The following is an 18,221-nucleotide window of genomic DNA, read 5'->3' as shown; positions in this document are numbered from 1 at the left end:
GTGACCCGGAAAGAGCGTGCGGCGGTGCCAGGGAGGAGGAGAGGCACCGCCGCGAATGTTTGGTCCCAGGGAGGAGGAGAGGGACCGCACATTGCGTTCGGGTCGTCGTGACCCGGGAATTTCAGTGCGGCGACACCAGGGAGGAGGAGAGGTGCCGCCGCTTTGTCTGCGGGTCAATTGGGAGGAGATCCCGCATTCTTTCGAGGCTTGCGCCCCTTTTGTTAGCAGCGCCGACCCTCAAGGGAGGAGGAGAGGGTCGGCGCCGGTTCAGGCGGAGCAGGGAGGAGGACGCTCCGGCCTGTATCCTCAGATTTCGTTGGCCGCCTGCCAGGCGATGCGGCCGATTTCGCTGCGTGCAAGGCCAAGATCGGCAAGATCCCGGTTGCTCAGAGCCGCCAGCTCACGGTAGGTCTCGCGGTAGACTTTGCGACGTGCGGAGCGCGTCTGCAGGGTCTCCATCAAGCTGGCAATACGTGCGCCCAAACCGCCTTGGGCTTTGGTGATGTTCGCAGTTGCAAGTGCCATTGTTTCGATGCCTCAGTGTTTGCGTTCGAGTTTGTATTCGTTTGGTTGCGCTAAACATGAGGCAAATGCTGCAACTGCACAATAGCCGGAGCGGCAATGCTGCTATGCAGAAATCGCATATGAATGATGTTCATTTTTTCTCATAGCGCACTATGGATACGCAGAATGAGGGATTTGGGTTGTGTTGCCGTTAGGTCATCGCCACCCGGAATGGCAAAGAGACAAGGAAGACTCATGTCTGAAATCAAGAATGCCGTCGAAGCGGCGCTGAAGCGGGTGGAATTGCCGGACGGCGGAAACCTGATTTCTCGGGATATGATTCGGGCGTTGCGGGTCGATCAGGGGGTTGTCCGCTTTGTCATCGAAGCGCCGAGCGCCGAGATGGCTCAGCATATGGAGCCGTTGCGGCAAGTGGCCGAGCGGGCGGCAGGCTCGGTCGCGGGCGTTACCTCGGCCAATGTGGTGCTGAGTGCGCCAACCGGCGGCAAGGCCCCACCACAGTTAAAGGTGGGCGGACACGCCAAGCCGCAAGAAGGCGTGATGAAGCCCGCAGGCGTCAAGACGATCCTTGCCATTGGATCTGGCAAGGGCGGGGTGGGCAAATCCACCGTCTCTGCCAATCTGGCGGTGGCCTTGGCGCGGGCGGGCAAACGGGTGGGTCTGCTGGACGCGGATATTCACGGCCCCAGCCAGCCGCGCATGTTCGGGTTGACCGCCAAGCCGGCCAGCCCGGACGGCAAGACGATCATCCCGCTGGAGGCGCATGGCGTCACGGTCATGTCGATCGGGTCGATGCTGGCCGAGGACAAGGCGGTGGTCTGGCGCGGGCCTATGCTGATGGGGGCGCTGCAACAGATGCTGATGCAGGTGGATTGGGGCACCAAGGATGTGCTGATCGTCGACCTGCCGCCGGGGACCGGGGATGTGCAACTGTCGCTGTGCCAGAAATCCGAAGTGGCGGGGGCGATTGTGGTCTCGACCCCGCAGGACGTGGCGCTGCTGGATGCGCGCAAGGCGCTGGACGCTTTTGCGACGCTGAACACGCCGGTGCTGGGGCTGATCGAGAACATGGCGGTGTTCACCTGCCCGCATTGCGGCAAGGACAGCCATATTTTTGGTCATGGCGGCGTGGTCGCGGAGGCCGAGAAGATGGGGGTGCCGCTGTTGGCGCAGTTGCCGATTGATCTGGACACAAGGCTGGGCGGCGATGGCGGCCAGCCGATTGCGCTGGGCGACAGTGCGATGGCGCAGTCCTATGCGCAGTTGGCGGACCGGCTGATCAAGGGCGGGATCGTCTGATCCCTGCCGGGCGGGATCGTCTGATCGCTGCCGGTGCTGGCGCGCCTGCGGCGCGGGTTTGAGTATTTGGACCAAGAAGAAGCTGGGGCGGGGCGTGTTGGTCCGCCCCATGATGTCAGGGCGTGGTGCCAGGGCGTTTCAGGCCGCCTGTTGCAGGTGCAGGAACAGGTCGGTGATCAGCGCCGCCGGGTCAATGTTGACCGCGCGGGCGTGGCGGGCGCGGTCGCCTGCCTTTTGCGACACCTCGGCCCAGCGGCGGCCCGCTGCCGGATCGGGGGCGAGGCGTGTCAGCATATCCCCTTCGCCGCGCAGGATTTCGGGCGGCGGGTGGCCGGTAACGCCGGTGCGGGCAAGGCGGGCGGCCAGTTGGTCGGCCAGTGTCAGCACCAGATCCAGCCGCTGCTCCTTGCCCTTGCCCGCGCAGCTGTCGGCCAGAGATAGCAGCGCGGCGCGGTCGAGGGCGGGCAGGCCGGAGAGCAGTTTCAGGATTTCGCGGTAGAGCGCCAGCCCGTCGAGGGTGAGCAGGCGCATGGCCGCGCCGACCGATCCTTCGGCGAGGGTGGTCAGGGGGGCGACGTCATTCGGGGTGACCTCTGCCCCGGCCTGTGTCAGAGCGCGGGCCATGTCGTCCGGTCCGAGGGCGGCCAGGCGCAGGGTGCGGCAGCGTGAGCGGATTGTCGGCAGCAGGCGCGCGGGCTGGTGGCTGAGCAGCAACAAGGTTGTGCGGGCGGGCGGCTCTTCGAGCATTTTCAGAAGGGCGTTGGCGGCCTGATTGGTCATTTCGTCGGCGCTGTCGACGATGACGACGCGGCGACCGCCGTCCGCTGCCGAGAGGCCGAAAAAGGCGTGAAGTTTGCGGATTTCGTCGACGCGGATAGCGTCGGAGAAGCGGCCCTCTTTCAGCGCCTTGTCGCGTTCGGTGTCGGTGGACCCGGCGCCGCCCCGGCGCAACAGGAACAGGCCCGGTTCCGACAGGGCGCGCATCCGCCGGGCGACCGGGTGTTCCGGGTCGATGTGCAGGTCTTGCGGCGGTGGTGGCGCGCCGAAGAGGCCGTCATCCTGCGCCGGGGGTGTTGCCAGCAGAAAGCGCGCGATCTCCCATGCCAGCGTCGCCTTGCCGGTGCCGCGCGGGCCGGTCAGCAGCCAGCCGTGGTGCAGGCGGCCCGAGGTGAAGGCGGTCAGAAAGGTGTGTTCTGCCTCGGTCTGGCCGATCACGCGGGTGGTGTGGCGCGGGTGCGGCGCGCCGCTCAGGCGGTCCGGTTCGGGAAGCTCGGCGAGATCGCTCATGCCGGGCAGACCGGCAGGTGCGGGGTGACGGTGGTCAGGATGTCGGAGGCGACGGTGTCGACAGTGCGGTTGCCGTCGATCACGCGGAAGCGGGCGGGGTGGTCCTGCGCCAGCCCCAGAAAGCCGTCGCGCATCTGTTGTTGCAGGGCGAGGCCGAAATCTTCGAACCGTTCTTCGGCGGTGGCGCGGGCCTTGGCACGGGAGAGGCCCGCCTCTGCGGGCATGTCCACCAGCAGGGTCAGGTCTGGCTCTATCCCGATCATCAGCGCGTGCAGCGCGTCGACCTTGGCGCGCAGGCCGCCGCGGCCCTGATACATGCGCGTCGAGTCGGCGAAGCGGTCGCAGATCACCACGCGGCCCGCGTCCAGCGCCGGGCGGATGACCCGTTCAAGGTGGTCGCGGCGGGCGGCGGTGAACAGCAGCAGTTCGGTTTCGGCGGACCAGCGGTCCGGGTCGCCTTGCAGGACCAGCGCGCGGATTTCCTCGGCCCCCGGACTGCCGCCGGGTTCGCGGGTCAGCAGGGCGTCATGGCCGCTGTCGCGCAGGGTCTCGAACAGGCGGCGCGCCTGCGTGGATTTGCCCGATCCGTCGATGCCCTCGAAGCTGATGAAAAGGCCGGGCGAGGGCCTGGTTGCCTCACTCACATCGCGTCCCCGGTGTCTTCGGAGAAGCGTTTGATGAGCAGGCCGCTGACGGTCATGATCCGGTCGACAAAGCCGCCCGCGTCCACCTTGTCGGCGGCGACCAGCGGCACGCGGGTTTCCGGCAGGCCGTCGGGCTGGATGATCAGTTCGGCCAGTTTCTGGCCCTTGGTCACCGGTGCCTCGATCGGGCCGGTATAGACCACCTCTGCCTTGATGCCGCCCGCCGTCATGGTGGGCAGCAGCAGTGTCACGTCCTTTTCGGCGACCAGATGCACCTCATCGGCAGAGCCCATCCAGACCTCGGCGGTGGCGACGCTTTTGCCCTTGGTCACGACGGTCTGTTCGGCGAACTGGCGAAAGGCCCAGTTGACGATGGATTCCGCCTCTTCGGCGCGGGCGCGGGTGCTGTCCAGTCCGGTGATGGCGAAAACCACGCGGCGGTTGCCATTGGTGGCGCTGCCGACAAGGCCATATCCAGCCTCTTGGGTGTGGCCGGTTTTCAGACCGTCCGCACCGATGCCAAGACCCAGCAGCGGGTTGCGGTTGTTGACGTTCGAGGGCGCGCGGCCATCAAATTCAAAGCGCCGCTCAGAGAACATCGGGTAAAATTCGGGGAAATCGGTGATGATGCGATTTGCCAGCAGGACCAGATCGCGCATCGACATGGCGTGGCCCTGCGCGGGCCAGCCCGAGGCGTTCTTGAAGGTTGAGGAGGTCATGCCAAGCTGCTGGGCGCGCTGGGTCATGAGATGGGCAAAGCCGCCTTCGGTGCCATCGGGCGACAGGGCCTCTGCCAGCACGACGCAGGCGTCGTTCCCGGACAGCACGATGACGCCGCGCAGCAGGTCCTCGACCTTGATCCGGTCCGTGGTGTCGAGAAACATGGTGGAACCGCCAAAGGACATGGCGTGGGCCGAGACCGGCAGCCGTTCGTCCCGTTGCAGACGCCCGTCGCGGAGCGCCTCAAACGCGATGTAGAGCGTCATCAGCTTGGACATGGAGGCCGGTGGCAGCGCTTCGTCGGCATTTTTGGCCAGAAGGACCGTGCCGGTAGTCTGGTCCAGAACAAAGGCCGCGCGGGCGCGGGTATCGAACGCCAGCGCCGCCGATGCGGTCAGCGCGAGAAAGGCGGCGCCCAAAAGGAGGCGGCGTGGGATGAAGCTCATGTCGAGTCTCCGGTCTGCTCGGTTGCTGCGGATTACACCATGAAGCGCCGTCGGTTGCCAGCCCGTCCCGGCCGTTGGGGCGGCGAAATGGTGCCGCCGGTGCATGGTCAGGCCGGGGTCGGTCTGGTCTGGCCCGATCTGGTCTGGCCCGGTTTGGTCTGGTCTGGTCAGGTCTGGTCTGGTCTGGCGGGTTCAGGGTGCGGCAGTCAGAAACCGTCTGCTCATCCAGCCGGTGACACCCTCGGGGGTGCGGACCAGCCACCAGATCATATTGGTGAAGCTGCATTGCCGAACGCGATCAGACAGATCGGGCGCCAAATATCCGGCCTTTGCGGGATTACAGGTTTGGGAACAGGCGTCTGACAGGACCACTGTTGCGCTCAGGCTGTGGTCGACGGGGAGGACGCGGGTGCCCTTGGGAACCTCCAGCACAACGGGTTTGTCAAAACCGGGGCTGGCGCGCAGGTTGGAAAACGCGGTGACGTAGGCGACCTTGTACCCGGCGACCAGCGGCGCACAGGCGTGGCCGGGGTCGCGGTTAAAGGTGAGGTTTGACGCGGGCCCGGCAAGGTGCGCAAGCGGGCTATCCGGAGGCGAGGCCAGCACCGGGGGCAAGCCCTGCCATGCCCATGGATCTTTTTCGGCCATACTGCGGAGGTGGTCGGCGCTGGGTGGTTGGGGATTGGAGTAGTTGCCGAGGTCAGACCCCATGTCGGGCAGGTACTGCACGGACAGCGGCGGCGGGTATCCGATCGCATCGTTTGCATCCCACTTCAGCAGGCAGGCGTCGTAACTAAGTGTGCCCTCGCCAGTGGTCAGGACCACATAGGCGGTGGTCTGGACGGTTCCGTCGCCGGTGGGGAGATCGATGGTCCAGTCCTTCTGAAACTGAAACACGCCATAGCCGTCGGCGTATCTGGCCGGGTTGATGTCGGGATAGGTCGTCTGGCAGATCCTGCGAACCGTTTCGTCCGGGATGCGCGCGGGCAGGGGGCCAAGGCCGGTTACGTCCACGCCCAGTTCATGCACCCGAAAGCCGGTGTCGATATAGTAGAAACCGCCGTCTTCGACGTCAAAGAACGACAGCGCGAATTTTCGGGTGATCCGCAGGTCATCGAGACTGGCAAAGATCAAGGCGGTGGCGCGAACGGCGGTGTCGAAGGCAGAGTGGATCAGGGCGTCTGAAAATTGTCGGCTGGAGGTGTCCAGTTGCGGGCGGTGAAATCCCAGAACGGCGCGCGCATGGATGCTGCGGCCCCGGTTCGGGATCAACCCGTCTTCGACAGAGAATTGCGTTCCGCCCAGAAAGGCCAGCGCGCAGGCGCTGAGGCAGTTGTGGTCCGCCGCCACATGAGACCGGATCCCGGTGCCGCGCAGGTAGGCGGCGATCTCCAGCCCTTCGAGCAGGCTGCCGCCGGGGCTGTTCAGGCACAGGGTGATCGGGCTGCCGGTGTGGTCGAACAGGTCGTCGCTGCGGGGGATCACCTGCGCAAGCCTGTCGCGGTCGCCGTCCCTGATCTGCCCGGACACCATGACGTTGCACCCTTCGGGATGGGCGTTCAGAACCTCGAATTCCGCCGCCGCTGCGGGGGGTGCCAGTAGGGTCAGGGCGGATACAAACAGGGGCCACAGGCGCGGGCGAATGGTGCTGGGAAACGTCGGCATTTCGCTAAGTGCTTCCGATGTCGGTGGGCGTCAGCACAGGCCGGGGTCAATCACATTGATCCCGGCGGCTGTGGCGCATCAAGGTCAGGGTTGGCGGGCGGCTGTCAGTCCGTCACGGCATAGGCGTCGGTAAAGCCGTTGCCCTTGATGGTTTTCAGCAGGGTCGCCATCTCTGTCTTGGACTGGGCCGGTCCGACGACAACGCGCCAGAAGGTCTTGCCCTTCGAGGAATGGGTCTTGATCGTCGGCACCATACCCGCCTGCCGCATCGACGTGGCGGTGTTCTTGGCGTTCTGTTCGACGCTGAAGATGCCGATCTGGATAAAGGGCTTGCCCAGTTTCGACGCATCTGTGGCGGGTTTGGCCGGCGCTGCTGCGGGTTTTGCTGCCGCTTCGGGGCGGGCCTTGGGCGGTGTCGGGGTGGCCCCGTCGATGGCGGTGGCGGCCCCGTTGAGGACCGGGTCCAGCGCCGTGGCGCTGACATCCGGGGCGGGGGGGACGGCACCGGGTGTCAGGGCCGTGGTGTCGGCCAGAGGGTCCGCCCCTTCGGGTTCGGGGGCTTCTTCGCGGCGCAGGGCCACCACGTCCAGATTGGTCGGCTGACCGGCCAGAAGACCCAGTGCGGCGGCGGCGTCTGACGAGACCTGAAGGCGCGGTCCCGGCGTTTCGCGCTCCTTGCGGAACAGCGCGCCGATCACGAACTTGCCGTTTTGCTGGTTGCGGATGATGACGCGCTCGGGGTCCTTGGCATCGGGATGTGCGACCCAGACGCCGCCCAGCGAGGGGCGTCCGTCCCAAAGGCCCGCTTCTTTCGCCTCAAAAACCTCAGGCGCTTCGACGTCGCGCGGGGTGCCGCGTGTGTCGGTGCTGCTGGCGCGCGAGACAACCTCTTCGCCGCCGGTCTTGGGTTTGAGAAACCCGGGCATCTGGCCGTCGGCACAGCCCGAGGCCAAAAGCAGGGCGATGCCCACTGTGGACAGACGAATCGTCCGCGAAGGATGGAAGAAGATACCGCTCATGTTTTGCCTCTTGCCCTTTTGGCGCCACGGGCGAACCCGGACGAGCGCCGGGTTTTCCCGGTCGCGCACTGCCTCATGAGGGCTCTGACGGCCCTTTTGATGTGAAAGATACCCTGTCAGGCGTCACATGGAAAGCCTGCAATGCGAGACTGCGCGGATTTTCGGTTGAGTGCTTTTAGAATCGCGCGCGGGGGGGTAACGGTGTCGGCCACGGAGGTTTGGCAGAGTGGTCGAATGCACCGGTCTTGAAAACCGGCGAGGTGAAAGCCTCCCAGGGTTCGAATCCCTGAGCCTCCGCCACTTGCCGCCGCGAAAGCGTTCTCCCCATCCGGCTGCGGCCGGATTTTTGCGTGTTTTCAAAGGGGTTTGCGGGCTAGGCTGAACACTGCCGTGCCCGCGGCTGCCTCAAAATCTGTTCTCTTAGCCCGATATTCTCCGGACCTCATGACTGCGCCGATTTGGTGAATTTCTTGCAAGATATTGAAACCAAGCTGTTTTCTGGAGATGCCATCAGAACACTTCGACCGGAGTCGTGTTCGCTGAGATGGAACGGAAATCGAACATTCGCTGATCGTCGGACGTAGCATAGCACCAGAATTTCCGCAGCGCAGCATTTGGGCAGACACCGCACGAAGGACGGGATTCGGACATTCGCTGTAAGCGCGAGTCTCAGGGTACTCTCCGCGGTAGCGGACATTCAGAGCAGTTATCTTCGCTCCAAATCATATCCCACGATTGATCGCAAAAGTTCACACAGTTCGACTCGGTTGGAACTGGCGGAAGCAGACTGAAGCAGCCTGTCGAAGTTGACGAGAAGTGCGGAGTTACGCCTTGGGTTTAGGAGAAGGCAATCCGACCAGACGTCAATCTCATGCTCGATTGCCCCAGCATACTTTAAGATCCAGTACATAAGAATTTGCCGAAAGTCGCCCGAACCGAAGTTTCGGCCGGTATGTTTTACCTCTATCAAAATTGTTCCAAGCGAGAAGTCCCCTCTCCCTGACGCAATCCATCCCATCCCAGGAATAAGGGGACTAGCCTCAAGCTGACTGCCGGGATGTTGTTCCTGCACGCTGTGCAACATTGCAACTAGGTTTTGTGCTGCATGTTCTGCGACTGACTTGTCGCTATCAGTTACCTCGCCGGGAACCTTTGCATCGAAATGTCTACTCTGACGTTTTGCTGCGATTTGAATACTTCCTTCCCATTCCGGACTAAGTTCTCCAGTCAGAATGTGCTCGGCCCGCGCAACAGCAATCTCAAACAGCATCGCCTTTTGAAGCTGACTTTGATCAACCATTTCATGCGATACTGGCTCTAAACCTTCAAATGAGAATGCTTTCCGATTCAGCGAAGCAACGAGCCCTCCACTGAGCCGAGGAAAAAGCATATCTAGTACGCCAGGGATGTCCCGCGCAACCGTCCTTGGGTCTCGGAATGGGAGCCTTTTAAGCGCCATTTTCGGTCCATTTCACAAAGACAGATGCAAATGTTTGTCCTTTGTCCGGCTCAAAACCGAGGTGCCAAGCCCGCGAAAGAGACCGTCGCAGCTGATTTCTCGATTTTTCACCCTCGTCACCAAAATCCCCGGCTGCAACCCAGAGCATCCTTTGTTCGTCAGGGCTCAGGTTTTCCCATTGGTTCCTCAAACGAATAAAGCTCGCACGATCACGCCAGTGACGCCAGCAGTCGATACATGCGCGCCTGACTGTCGAAGATGAGCTCGAGTCGAAGACACTCCTAACGTATGCCCCTCTTGCATCCGTCCGTGTGAAGCGTATCGCACGTAGGAAATGCAGGTTGTTCGCCTCTGGCATCAGTAGGTGTGGCACTGAAGTAGGTAGTAGATCAAGCAAGCTGTCTATTTGCTCGAAAACAGGTTCAAAATCATCATTGGCTCTAACAGAATAAACGCCTCGCATTATCTTAGACCATGAGGCACGAAATGAATCGAGATTTTTTGGCTCTAGCAAAGTGGCACAGAGTTGTGCTGCTACCTTCGGCTCTTGCAATTTCAACGCTCGCCCAATCTGTGCAAGCACAAAACTGTCGGGCTGCAACTTCTCTTTTTCAAGGTCTAACAGAAATTGGACGTCAATCTCTTCAAACGATTTCTTGAGCTGTTCATATTCGCCCTGTGCTGTGTCAGAGTATGGGTCAAAATGCAAATCCAGCTCTCGAAGTGCCATACTAGCATCTTCACCTTCGCCCAGTTGAGCAGCGACATAGTCAATGTAGTGTTTGGCACTCAAAGTAGTCGTTTTGGTTCGATTGAGCAAAAGGCCATAGTCAGCAAGTGAGTGAGAAAGTACTGAAAGTGCCTTGTATGCTTCTTGTTGTGAGTTACAGATCAGAGTGAAATCATCAACGAAGCGATGCCATACGATGCCTGCATCTGATAGTGACCTGTCAATGGGCGTCATCATTGCTTCTGCAAGGACGCGCGCGCACTGGCCGCCAACTGGTAGTCCAAAGGAACGGCCAGCCGCCAGCTTACTCAAAATACGATCAATTTGCGCAGCAACAGTTGAATTTGAATCACCTAAATCTCTGATGACGTTCTCAAGTCGATGATGGTAAATGTGCTCATAGAAGCTGGAAATGTCTGTTTGTACGACAACGGAACCTACTTCATTTAACGCGGGTTCCTTGAGAGTGGCCTCTTTATAGGTACGCCAAGACTTAGAACGATCGAAAAAGGATGGAGCTTCACCGCCGAACCTATAGGAATGAACCCTCGTGCTGCGATTTCCCTCGTTGGCTTCGGCGATAGCAATTCCAAGCCCATTCAAATATAGATTCCAGAGCGGGTGTATTTTTGTTGTAATTCTAAAACCATTAGACCCAGAAGGAGCCAGTAGCCTCTCCGATCCAACAGTTAGTTCATTCACATATCCAACAGCGTTTTTCGGGTTTCTCTCATTTATCATCTGAAACAAGTTGAAGCAGATATCGGAAGGCTCGTCAGCCTTATCTCGAATAAAGCCTGCATCGATATCATATGGGAGAGTGTCGTTTTCACCGCTTTGACCAATTTCTTTAGCGGCCTGCAAAAGTGGTCTCGTGAAACCTGCATTGATTGCCCTTTAATATCCATTTTGGAGCCGCTTTCCTTCTTAGAAAGACATGTCCTCCTAAAAATCCTGCAAGCCCACACAGCAGAAGTCCAGCGTCTGAGCTGGCTCAGCAACAGGTCGAAGTTATGAATGAAGCTGCTGAGACCCATTTCTCAGGTTTTGTCATTCTTGGTAGCCCACGTTGCAATTAGAAACGTTGACATTGTTCCTGCAAGGTTCACGGCCAACTCAGCATGTCGGGCGGCGGGGCGCACGCGCTTGGGACCAATACTGTGCGCATCACCTAGCTTGTTGCGTAGCGCGCCTAGCGCACTGACAACCGATTGGCAGCCACCCAGTATTTGCTTAAAAATTTGCTCTGTATGATCATCAGGGGCAAGGCTTAAAACCTTCGCTGTTTTCTTGTAAAGAGCTGGCAAGTCATCAGCCTCCTCCCAACCATCCCCAGCTTCGTGCAATATCCATTTGCAGACATCCTCCAGCAAAGTCCGTGCCAGCGTGATCGAACGCTCTGGGTCAGAAGACCTGCTTTTAAGCGCAGCTTGCCAGCGCGGACTTACCTGACTTGTTTCAAAGTTCTTTATCGCCATTGATATTTCATTGTCAGACGGGCTTCCATCTGGAATATCGCGCACTTTGAACACAGGTGACCCAGAAATTGTTCCCGATTCGACCAATGCATATCCGTCGTGACGTAAAAGCTGATCTATCGCTTCGGCCAACTCGATCTGTCTATTCACAGCTTGATACTCAGCTGAGGTGACCGCTTCGAGAAACTTGAAGAGTCGTGATGTGGAGCACTCCAGTAGGCCAAGGCTTTCCATCAATTCCTGCTGCGTCAGATCATCATTTCTGACGGAGTGCTGCACCAAAAAAGCTTCAAGGTTTTCATAGTGAATGCCGTTACCCGCTGGCATGTTTCCGATAGGCCAAACGGAGCGGATTAAATCCATATGTTCAACCTCGGTTGCCAGCGGTTGGCCATCAAAGAGCTTGATAAGACGCCGCCTTGTCAGTTTTGTAATTGGACGGCTTTTCAGATCATCAACCTTTGCAAGCACATCTCCAAGTGCGTATCCGCCTTGTTCGGCATGAAGCAATCGCGCACTTTTTAAAAGTTCATCGGCTGACAGACCTGCAATCCGTTTCTGCGCATACTTGTGCTTGCTTTGGAAAGCTTCTTCCTCAGAACCCTCAGACAACCCAATCCGCTTGCATATCACAGGAACATCATAAGCCTTAAAATTCGCTATTGCCGATGCTAATTCAGCTCGGAGAGCTTTGAGAAGTATTGCAAAAGTATCGTTTTCCATTCTGTCCTGCTGGCTTGGTCAAAGCCGTCGCTGCTGGCAGAGACTGACTAATTTTCTATCTTCCACAAACAGCTTACAGAGTATGCGGATCGGACGGAAGTAATGTCCAGACAGCTACTCGGTCACACCAAGAATTTCTGACAAAGTTGGCTTGTGTTGAACCCAAACATCGCCCTCAAGATGGAAGTCTAAGCTGTTGATTGCAGACTGGTGTTTTCCCGGCTTTCCATCTGATTTTCGGATTTTTGGGCCCGAAACGGTCCATCCAGTCGCCGCCCCGACAACAGGATTCAACAACTCTCCACCGACAGACGAGTCAGTTGCATACCAAATGTGTTCAACAACGAATTTGATAAGTCGATCGCCACGCATGACCGAGACGACGTCGCCATTCGAAAATGGGCACGTTGTATGTGCAATCTTAAGCCGGAAGTCCTCGATATCTTGTTTTGCTTCCAAATACCGTTCTTTCGCTTCGTCCAACTTGTCTTGATCAGAAGCTGCCAACGAATTCTCCATTTTTCTACTGAGATCAATTAGGTACACTACTTTTCGTGCAGTGTCTGCTTCAGGGAAGCTGCAATGCAGCGCTCGCGGTGAGGTTGGACGGCAGGTTTGGGCCGGTTCTTCACTTTTCCTTGCTTTCACCATTCTTTCGCGCGTCAAACTTTTCCCAAACATGCATGCGGCCCCTTTGGCGTGCGTCGGCAAGCCAAAGCTTCTTGCGGATGCCTGCGACCTCAAGATTGCTGTATTTACCACCTGAGAATTTTGGCCAGTCGATAGCGAGTCCTTGCTTAACCAGTTCCTCGGATAGATCACGACCATCGGGCAGGAAGCACTTTGCAACTGTGCGGCCATATTCGTCTTCATCAGTGATTTCGGCGCGTATACTATGGCCCTTACACAGACGCACCATGGCCCACTTGGCCTTCTTGCCGTAGGGGTGATGGAGTTCCGGCGCGTCTATCCCGTAAAGGCGCACTTGGGTCTTTTGGATCGTAATTGTGTCACCGTCTGTAACGTAGGCTGGCCCTTCCAGCACGCGCGGCAGCGTGACTGAGTGAGCGGTCGCTGCATCAAACGCCTCGCCCCTTGCTGGCGCACCAGACTGTGGCGTTTTTGGTTGCGCGGAAGACGCGGTGATGCTGCGACCTGCCTTATAGGCAAGCGTTTCTCTAACAGGTTTCCTGTTTGGTTTGACCTTAGGCCGGTAGGTCGGCTTGAACAGCGCTCTTAAAAGAAATTTCAACATGGCTGAACTGTACGAGGCGGCGCCCCTCAGGGCAAACGGATTGCAAAGGGAGTAAGCGATAACATCATCGATCTGCCAAGAGATTGTATTTGTTAGGTGCTTCCCGGCTCGCCGCTCGTCCTGCAATGGATAGGTCAGCTGCAGCGAAAGTCCGGAATGACGGGCCGCGTCGCAGCATCAGAGGTGATTGACGAACGGCAGCAATGGGCCGTTCCTTACGGCTGCTGCAGCGCCGAGCGTCGCCGATGCTGCGACGCACCCGGGTTCGGCTCCGAGCCCGTTGCAACCATCGCTGTGAAACCGCTGAAGGCCCGCTCTTGCGCAGGACGGATCATTGTAGGTAAACATTCAACCATGTTTCCGGCGGGTAATAATTTCCAAACAAGATATCCAACTGTTGTATTTGCGATGGTCCCTGATCTGATGCGGTGCCAATGACATGGGCGCTGCATGTTGATCGAGGCGCTTCACAACGGCGCAGTTCTCGGCTTCACGGCCATTGGTCTTTACTTGGTCCTGACCTACCGCGATCGCTCTTCGCCGCTCACGGCCTCAGTCGCACTCGGTCTGAGTTACGGGGTAGTCGCATTCCTGGTTACCGTGTCGCCTCTCGAGATCGCCAGCGGGGCGACCATGGATGCACGTGCAGGCCCTGTGGTCATCGCTGGGATCTTCGGCGGCCCCGTGGCGGCGACGATTGCGGCCAGTTTCGGTGCGGTTGCGAGGTGGATTTTTGGAGGCACCTTCGCTTTTTCCGGCACCATTGTTTTTGCGCTCTACGCCCTGATTGGATCGCTTCTTTGGCTGCGCTTTTTCACCAAAGGGCTTGACGATAACCTCACTTGGGCGCGTATCCTGCTTGGCGCGGGCCTGAGCTTGGTTGCCGCCGGGCTGATGTACTTCCTGATAGAGCCGCGCGACGTCGCCGACCAATGGCTTGCAACCACTTTTCCCAACATTGCTTCGGCAAATCTTCTATCGATCCTCTTGTGCGGCCTGATCGGCAAGGCGGTCCTGATGACTGTCAAGCAACGACAGGACCTCGAGCACACGCTCGAAACGCTCGAGATTGCCAAATCGGCCGGAGGTATCGGGATTTGGGTCGTGGATCACGCCACCGGCACGGCGACTTGGGACGACACGAACAAGGCTTTGCATGGCATCCAGATCGAAGGCAACACCGGCCGCTACGAAGATTGGGCGCAGACGTTACACCCAGAGGACTTGGCCCGCGTCGCCGACGAATTCGACGCCGCCCTGAAAGGCGAAAAAACGTTTGATACCTTCTACAGGGTCGTCCTGCCGGACCAAAGGGTGGCACATCTCAAGGGAAACGCGGTTGTGCTTCGCAATGCCGCGAATGAGCCGACACAAATCGTCGGCGCAAATATCGACGTATCCGATCTGGTGGAAAAGGACCGTGCACTGGAGGAGTCGCAGTCAATTGCGGTGCAGGCCCAGAAGATGGAGGCAATCGGCCAGTTGACCGGTGGCGTCGCTCATGACTTCAACAACCTGCTCGCTGTCATTCTCGGCAATCTGGAGCTGATCGAAGAGACCGATAGCCCCGAGGAAATCCGTGAGTTTCTCGACGCCGCAAAGACAGCAACCAATCGCGGCGCGGACCTCACCAAGAGCCTTCTCAGTTTCGCACGCAAATCGTCGCTTGCACCGGCTGTCATCGATATCAATCAGATGGTGCGCGAGACCAAGAACTGGTCTTCACGTGTCATCCCTGAGAACATCGACGTGGAAATCTCGTTGCTCGCCGGGTTGTGGCGGGTGGAAGCCGACCCGAGCTTGACGCAGAACGCGCTGCTGAACCTGCTTCTGAATGCCCGGGACGCGATGCCGCTTGGCGGCAAGATGACGATCGAAACCTCCAACGTGCGCATTGACGAAGATTACAACCAGCTGCGGGGCGAGGACCTGGAGCCCGGACGCTACGTGCTGCTCGCCGTCAGCGACACCGGCGAGGGCATACCAGCCGAGAACATCACGCAGATATTCGATCCGTTCTTCACCACGAAATCCGTCGGCAAGGGGTCCGGCCTGGGGCTGTCGATGGTCCAGGGCTTCATGAAGCAATCCGGCGGGGCAGTCCGCGTCTACTCGGAGATGGCAACGGGGACGACCGTCAAGCTCTACTTCAGATCAGTCGCCGGACAACAGGATGAACGGTCTCCGCAAGAAGCTGTCGACGAACAGCCTTCGAGAGGTGAAGCCCGGATCTTTGTCGTCGAGGACGAAGAAGCCGTTCTGGAGGTGTTGGCAAAAACGCTGAAAAAGGCCGGCTATCATATCACGTCAGCACGTTCCGGCGACGAGGCCCTGAGGATGTGGGACAAGGGCTCTTCTTTCGATTTGCTCGTCACGGACATCGTCATGCCAGGTGACCTGCAAGGCACGCAGCTTGCGCGTGAGTTGCGGGCTCGCCATCCCGAATTGCCGGTTGTGTTCATGTCCGGCTATGCCAGCGAGGCGACTGTGCACGGCAATGGATTGCGCCCCGAAGACATCCGGTTGATGAAACCGGTCCGGCGCAAGGACCTGATTGCCGCGGTCGAGAAAGCACTGGGTACCGGCGATTAGTCTACTTGTCGCTACAGTTCGCGGATTGGATGAACTTGTGTGGGCTCAGGCAGAATTTCACCATGGTTGATCCTTCGAAATCTGCCATTGGAGCAACCTCAGCGAAAGTTCACTTCGTCCGCACTATGTGAGTTTGCACGACACCCGATTTCGCGGTTGCAGCGAATGGCCGCAAAGCCGGGCTGCACCGCAGCAGGTCCGGGTGGCGTTGAATGGCCGGAATGGGCCGCGAGCGTCATTCATCAGAATTGTACCCGCTGCTCCTCCCACCTAACCGGAAACGGTTCGAGCAAGTGCGCCAGCGTTACCTCCGGCCCCTGTTTCCCGTCCAGGATCGCCTCGACAATGTTTGGCGTGAGCAGCGTTAGGCGCAGCACCCGCGTCATATACGATGGCGCGATCCCCTCGCGCTGTGCCAGTTCGCCGATTGTCGTGAACTCCCCCGACTCCAGCATCCGCTTCCACCGGAATGCGCGCGCCAGCGCTTTGACCAGCGTGCTATCGGTCCGCCGCGAGTGGGTGGCGCCTTCCGGCAAATGCATTTCCCTCCGCCCACCGCGCTTCACGAGGCGAAACGGGATGTGTACTGTCACCGTTTCCGGTACTGGCTTCGCGCGGGTCATGCCGCCGTTCCTAGATCTGCCATCATTTCGCGCGCCAGCCCGGTCAGACCGTCCATCCGGAGGCGAACATTCAGGCCATCGGTGCCGATGTCGATCCGCTCGACCAGCAACTGCACGATGCGCGCCTGCTCGGCGGGGAAGAGTTCATTCCAAAGCGGATCGAGACGGCTCAGCGCGTCACGGGCGTCGGCCTCTGTGATCTCGTTATCCTGCGAGCGGGTCGCCTTCCATGTGCCCGCCACAATCTCAGGCTGGCGAAACACGGCGCGGAGTTGGTCTATGACGGTGGCCTCGATCTCACCAGCTGGGACCCGTCCGACCGGGCATGATCCGGCACCATGCTTCAAAACCGTCTGGCTGACATAGTATCGGTAGAGCTTGTCACCCTTGCGCGTGTGGGTTGGTGAGAATGCGGCACCATCCGGGCCGTAGAGCAGCCCTTTCAGCAGCGCAGGCGTATCCGCGCGGGTGCGGGCTGCACGCTTGCGGGGGCTTTCGGTGAGAATGGCGTGGACCTTGTCCCAGACACCCTTTTCGATGATGGCATCATGCTCGCCGGGATAGCTGTCGCCCTTGTGGACCGCCTCGCCGATGTAGGCGCGGTTGTTGAGCAACCGATACAGGTATTTCTTGTCTATCCGGTTGCCACGGCTGGTCTGGATGCCCCGGGCTGCCAGTTCCCGAGACAGCTCCGTGCCCGATCCGATCTCGATGAACCGGGCGAAGATCCAGCGGACATTGGCGGCATCGGCTTCCTTTACGATCAATTTGCGGTCCTTCACCTCGTAGCCCAGCGGTGGCACGCCGCCCATCCACATGCCCTTCATTCGGGAGGCTTTGACCTTGTCGCGGATGCGCTCGGCCGTTACCTCGCGCTCAAATTGGGCGAACGACAGCAGGATGTTCAGCGTCAACCGTCCCATGGACGTCGTGGTGTTGAACGACTGGGTGACGGAAACGAAGGTCACGCCGTTCCGATCAAACACCTCGACCAGCTTGGAAAAATCCATGAGCGAGCGCGACAGGCGGTCAATCTTGTAGACGACGACCACGTCGACCAGCCCATCTTCTACATCCGCGAGCAGTCGCTGCAGGCCGGGGCGTTCAAGCGTGCCGCCGGAAATGCCACCGTCGTCATACTGATCGCGGATTTGCACCCAGCCCTCGGAACGCTGGCTGGCGATGTACGCCTCACAGGCTTCCCGTTGGGCGTGGAGGCTGTTGAACTCCTGCTCCAGCCCTTCTTCGGAGGATTTGCGGGTGTAGACTGCGCAACGCAGCTTCCTGACAATCGGTTTGGTCATGTCCGCCCCCTGTGGTTCTTGAGCCCGAAGAAAACCCAGCCGTTCCAGCGGGTGCCGGTGATGGCGCGAGCAATGGCCGACAGCGATTTGTAGGGCCGCCCCTGCCATTCGAAACCGTCGGACATGACGGTGACGACATGCTCGACACCCTGCCATTCCCGCATCAGCCGTGTGCCGGTGATCGGCATGGTGTCCGCGCGGATGCGGCTCTTCTTGCGGTCGCCGCCGTCGAGTTCCTCGCCCAGCCGCTCCAGCCTCCGGACTGTCTCGGGCTTGAGACCGCCATAGGCCAGTTCCTGGATGCGGTACGCCAACCGGCTCTCGAGGTAGCGACGGTTGAAGGGTGGCGGCTCGCTGTCGAACAGATCGCGCCACTGTTGCTTCAGGTCGGGCGTCGACGTAGTTTTCAGCGCGGCCAAGCGCGCGGGGATGGTGTCGGGGGTCATGTCGTC

General features: G+C 59.5%; 16 protein-coding genes and 1 tRNA gene. 3 read left to right on the top strand and 14 right to left on the bottom strand.

The annotated features are described in order from the left end of the window. Positions 1–306 precede the first annotated feature (306 nt). The gene (locus VOI21_RS21415; protein WP_323771997.1) at positions 307–525 is read right to left on the bottom strand and encodes a DUF1127 domain-containing protein; all 219 of its coding nucleotides are present in this window, start codon (positions 523–525) and stop codon (positions 307–309) included. Between the two features lie 234 nt (positions 526–759). Between VOI21_RS21415 and VOI21_RS21410 the strand changes: the two genes are divergently transcribed. Continuing rightward, entirely contained in the window at positions 760–1,824 is a 1,065-nt protein-coding gene (locus tag VOI21_RS21410) for an Mrp/NBP35 family ATP-binding protein (protein WP_323771996.1), read from the top strand. 138 nt (positions 1,825–1,962) lie between these two features. Here the strand turns inward: VOI21_RS21410 and VOI21_RS21405 are convergent, their stop codons facing one another. From VOI21_RS21405 to VOI21_RS21385, 5 genes are all read right to left on the bottom strand, one after another. Next, positions 1,963–3,111: a DNA polymerase III subunit delta' gene (locus VOI21_RS21405; RefSeq protein WP_323771995.1), complete on the bottom strand. Its 1,149-nt coding sequence runs from the start codon at positions 3,109–3,111 to the stop codon at positions 1,963–1,965. After that, a complete protein-coding gene (gene tmk / locus VOI21_RS21400) occupies positions 3,108–3,755 on the bottom strand; it encodes a dTMP kinase (RefSeq protein WP_323771994.1) in 648 nt (215 codons plus the stop codon). Before tmk ends, VOI21_RS21405 begins: the two co-directional genes overlap by 4 nt. Then, complete coding sequence (locus VOI21_RS21395) at positions 3,752–4,921, bottom strand: D-alanyl-D-alanine carboxypeptidase family protein (RefSeq protein ID WP_323771993.1); 1,170 nt, start codon at positions 4,919–4,921, stop codon at positions 3,752–3,754. The genes tmk and VOI21_RS21395 overlap by 4 nt, the downstream gene beginning before the upstream one ends. 192 nt (positions 4,922–5,113) lie before the next feature. Continuing rightward, the gene (locus VOI21_RS21390; protein ID WP_323771992.1) at positions 5,114–6,586 is read right to left on the bottom strand and encodes a hypothetical protein; all 1,473 of its coding nucleotides are present in this window, start codon (positions 6,584–6,586) and stop codon (positions 5,114–5,116) included. 104 nt (positions 6,587–6,690) lie between these two features. Continuing rightward, complete coding sequence (locus VOI21_RS21385; RefSeq protein ID WP_323771991.1) at positions 6,691–7,605, bottom strand: SPOR domain-containing protein; 915 nt, start codon at positions 7,603–7,605, stop codon at positions 6,691–6,693. Between the two features lie 212 nt (positions 7,606–7,817). Between VOI21_RS21385 and VOI21_RS21380 the strand changes: the two genes are divergently transcribed. Further along, positions 7,818–7,905: transfer RNA gene (locus tag VOI21_RS21380), tRNA-Ser, on the top strand. Between the two features lie 406 nt (positions 7,906–8,311). Here VOI21_RS21380 and VOI21_RS21375 read toward each other — a convergent pair. The 5 genes from VOI21_RS21375 to VOI21_RS21355 all read right to left on the bottom strand — a co-directional run bounded on the left by VOI21_RS21375 (position 8,312) and on the right by VOI21_RS21355 (position 13,250). Beyond that, the gene (locus tag VOI21_RS21375; RefSeq protein WP_323771990.1) at positions 8,312–8,995 is read right to left on the bottom strand and encodes a hypothetical protein; all 684 of its coding nucleotides are present in this window, start codon (positions 8,993–8,995) and stop codon (positions 8,312–8,314) included. 58 nt (positions 8,996–9,053) lie between these two features. Further along, positions 9,054–10,658, bottom strand: a complete 1,605-nt coding sequence (locus tag VOI21_RS21370) for an RNA-directed DNA polymerase (RefSeq protein WP_323771989.1) — start codon at positions 10,656–10,658, stop codon at positions 9,054–9,056. Between the two features lie 176 nt (positions 10,659–10,834). Then, positions 10,835–11,995, bottom strand: coding sequence for an abortive infection family protein (locus VOI21_RS21365; RefSeq protein ID WP_323771988.1), 1,161 nt, complete (start codon positions 11,993–11,995; stop codon positions 10,835–10,837). Between the two features lie 114 nt (positions 11,996–12,109). Beyond that, a complete protein-coding gene (locus VOI21_RS21360) occupies positions 12,110–12,502 on the bottom strand; it encodes a hypothetical protein (RefSeq protein ID WP_323771987.1) in 393 nt (130 codons plus the stop codon). A gap of 121 nt (positions 12,503–12,623) precedes the next feature. Beyond that, positions 12,624–13,250 (bottom strand): thermonuclease family protein, encoded by a 627-nt coding sequence (locus VOI21_RS21355; protein ID WP_323771986.1) that lies wholly within the window; start codon positions 13,248–13,250, stop codon positions 12,624–12,626. 450 nt (positions 13,251–13,700) lie between these two features. Here VOI21_RS21355 and VOI21_RS21350 point away from each other — a divergent pair, with 450 nt between their 5' ends. Further along, the gene (locus VOI21_RS21350; RefSeq protein WP_323771985.1) at positions 13,701–15,842 is read left to right on the top strand and encodes a response regulator; all 2,142 of its coding nucleotides are present in this window, start codon (positions 13,701–13,703) and stop codon (positions 15,840–15,842) included. A 242-nt stretch (positions 15,843–16,084) separates the two neighbouring features. On the opposite strand, the gene VOI21_RS21345 is transcribed toward VOI21_RS21350, so the two are convergent. Genes VOI21_RS21345 through VOI21_RS21335 form a run of 3 tightly spaced genes read right to left on the bottom strand, consistent with a single transcriptional unit; the run spans position 16,085 to position 18,215 of the window. Next, positions 16,085–16,465: a hypothetical protein gene (locus tag VOI21_RS21345; RefSeq protein ID WP_323771984.1), complete on the bottom strand. Its 381-nt coding sequence runs from the start codon at positions 16,463–16,465 to the stop codon at positions 16,085–16,087. Beyond that, complete coding sequence (locus tag VOI21_RS21340) at positions 16,462–17,769, bottom strand: recombinase family protein (protein WP_323771983.1); 1,308 nt, start codon at positions 17,767–17,769, stop codon at positions 16,462–16,464. Before VOI21_RS21340 ends, VOI21_RS21345 begins: the two co-directional genes overlap by 4 nt. Beyond that, positions 17,766–18,215: a DUF2924 domain-containing protein gene (locus tag VOI21_RS21335; protein WP_323771982.1), complete on the bottom strand. Its 450-nt coding sequence runs from the start codon at positions 18,213–18,215 to the stop codon at positions 17,766–17,768. The genes VOI21_RS21340 and VOI21_RS21335 overlap by 4 nt, the downstream gene beginning before the upstream one ends. Positions 18,216–18,221: the final 6 nt, after the last annotated feature.

The sequence above is a fragment of the Antarctobacter sp. genome, from assembly GCF_034670325.1.
Lineage (GTDB): Bacteria > Pseudomonadota > Alphaproteobacteria > Rhodobacterales > Rhodobacteraceae > Antarctobacter.
This window is presented reverse-complemented; position numbering and strand designations above follow the sequence as displayed.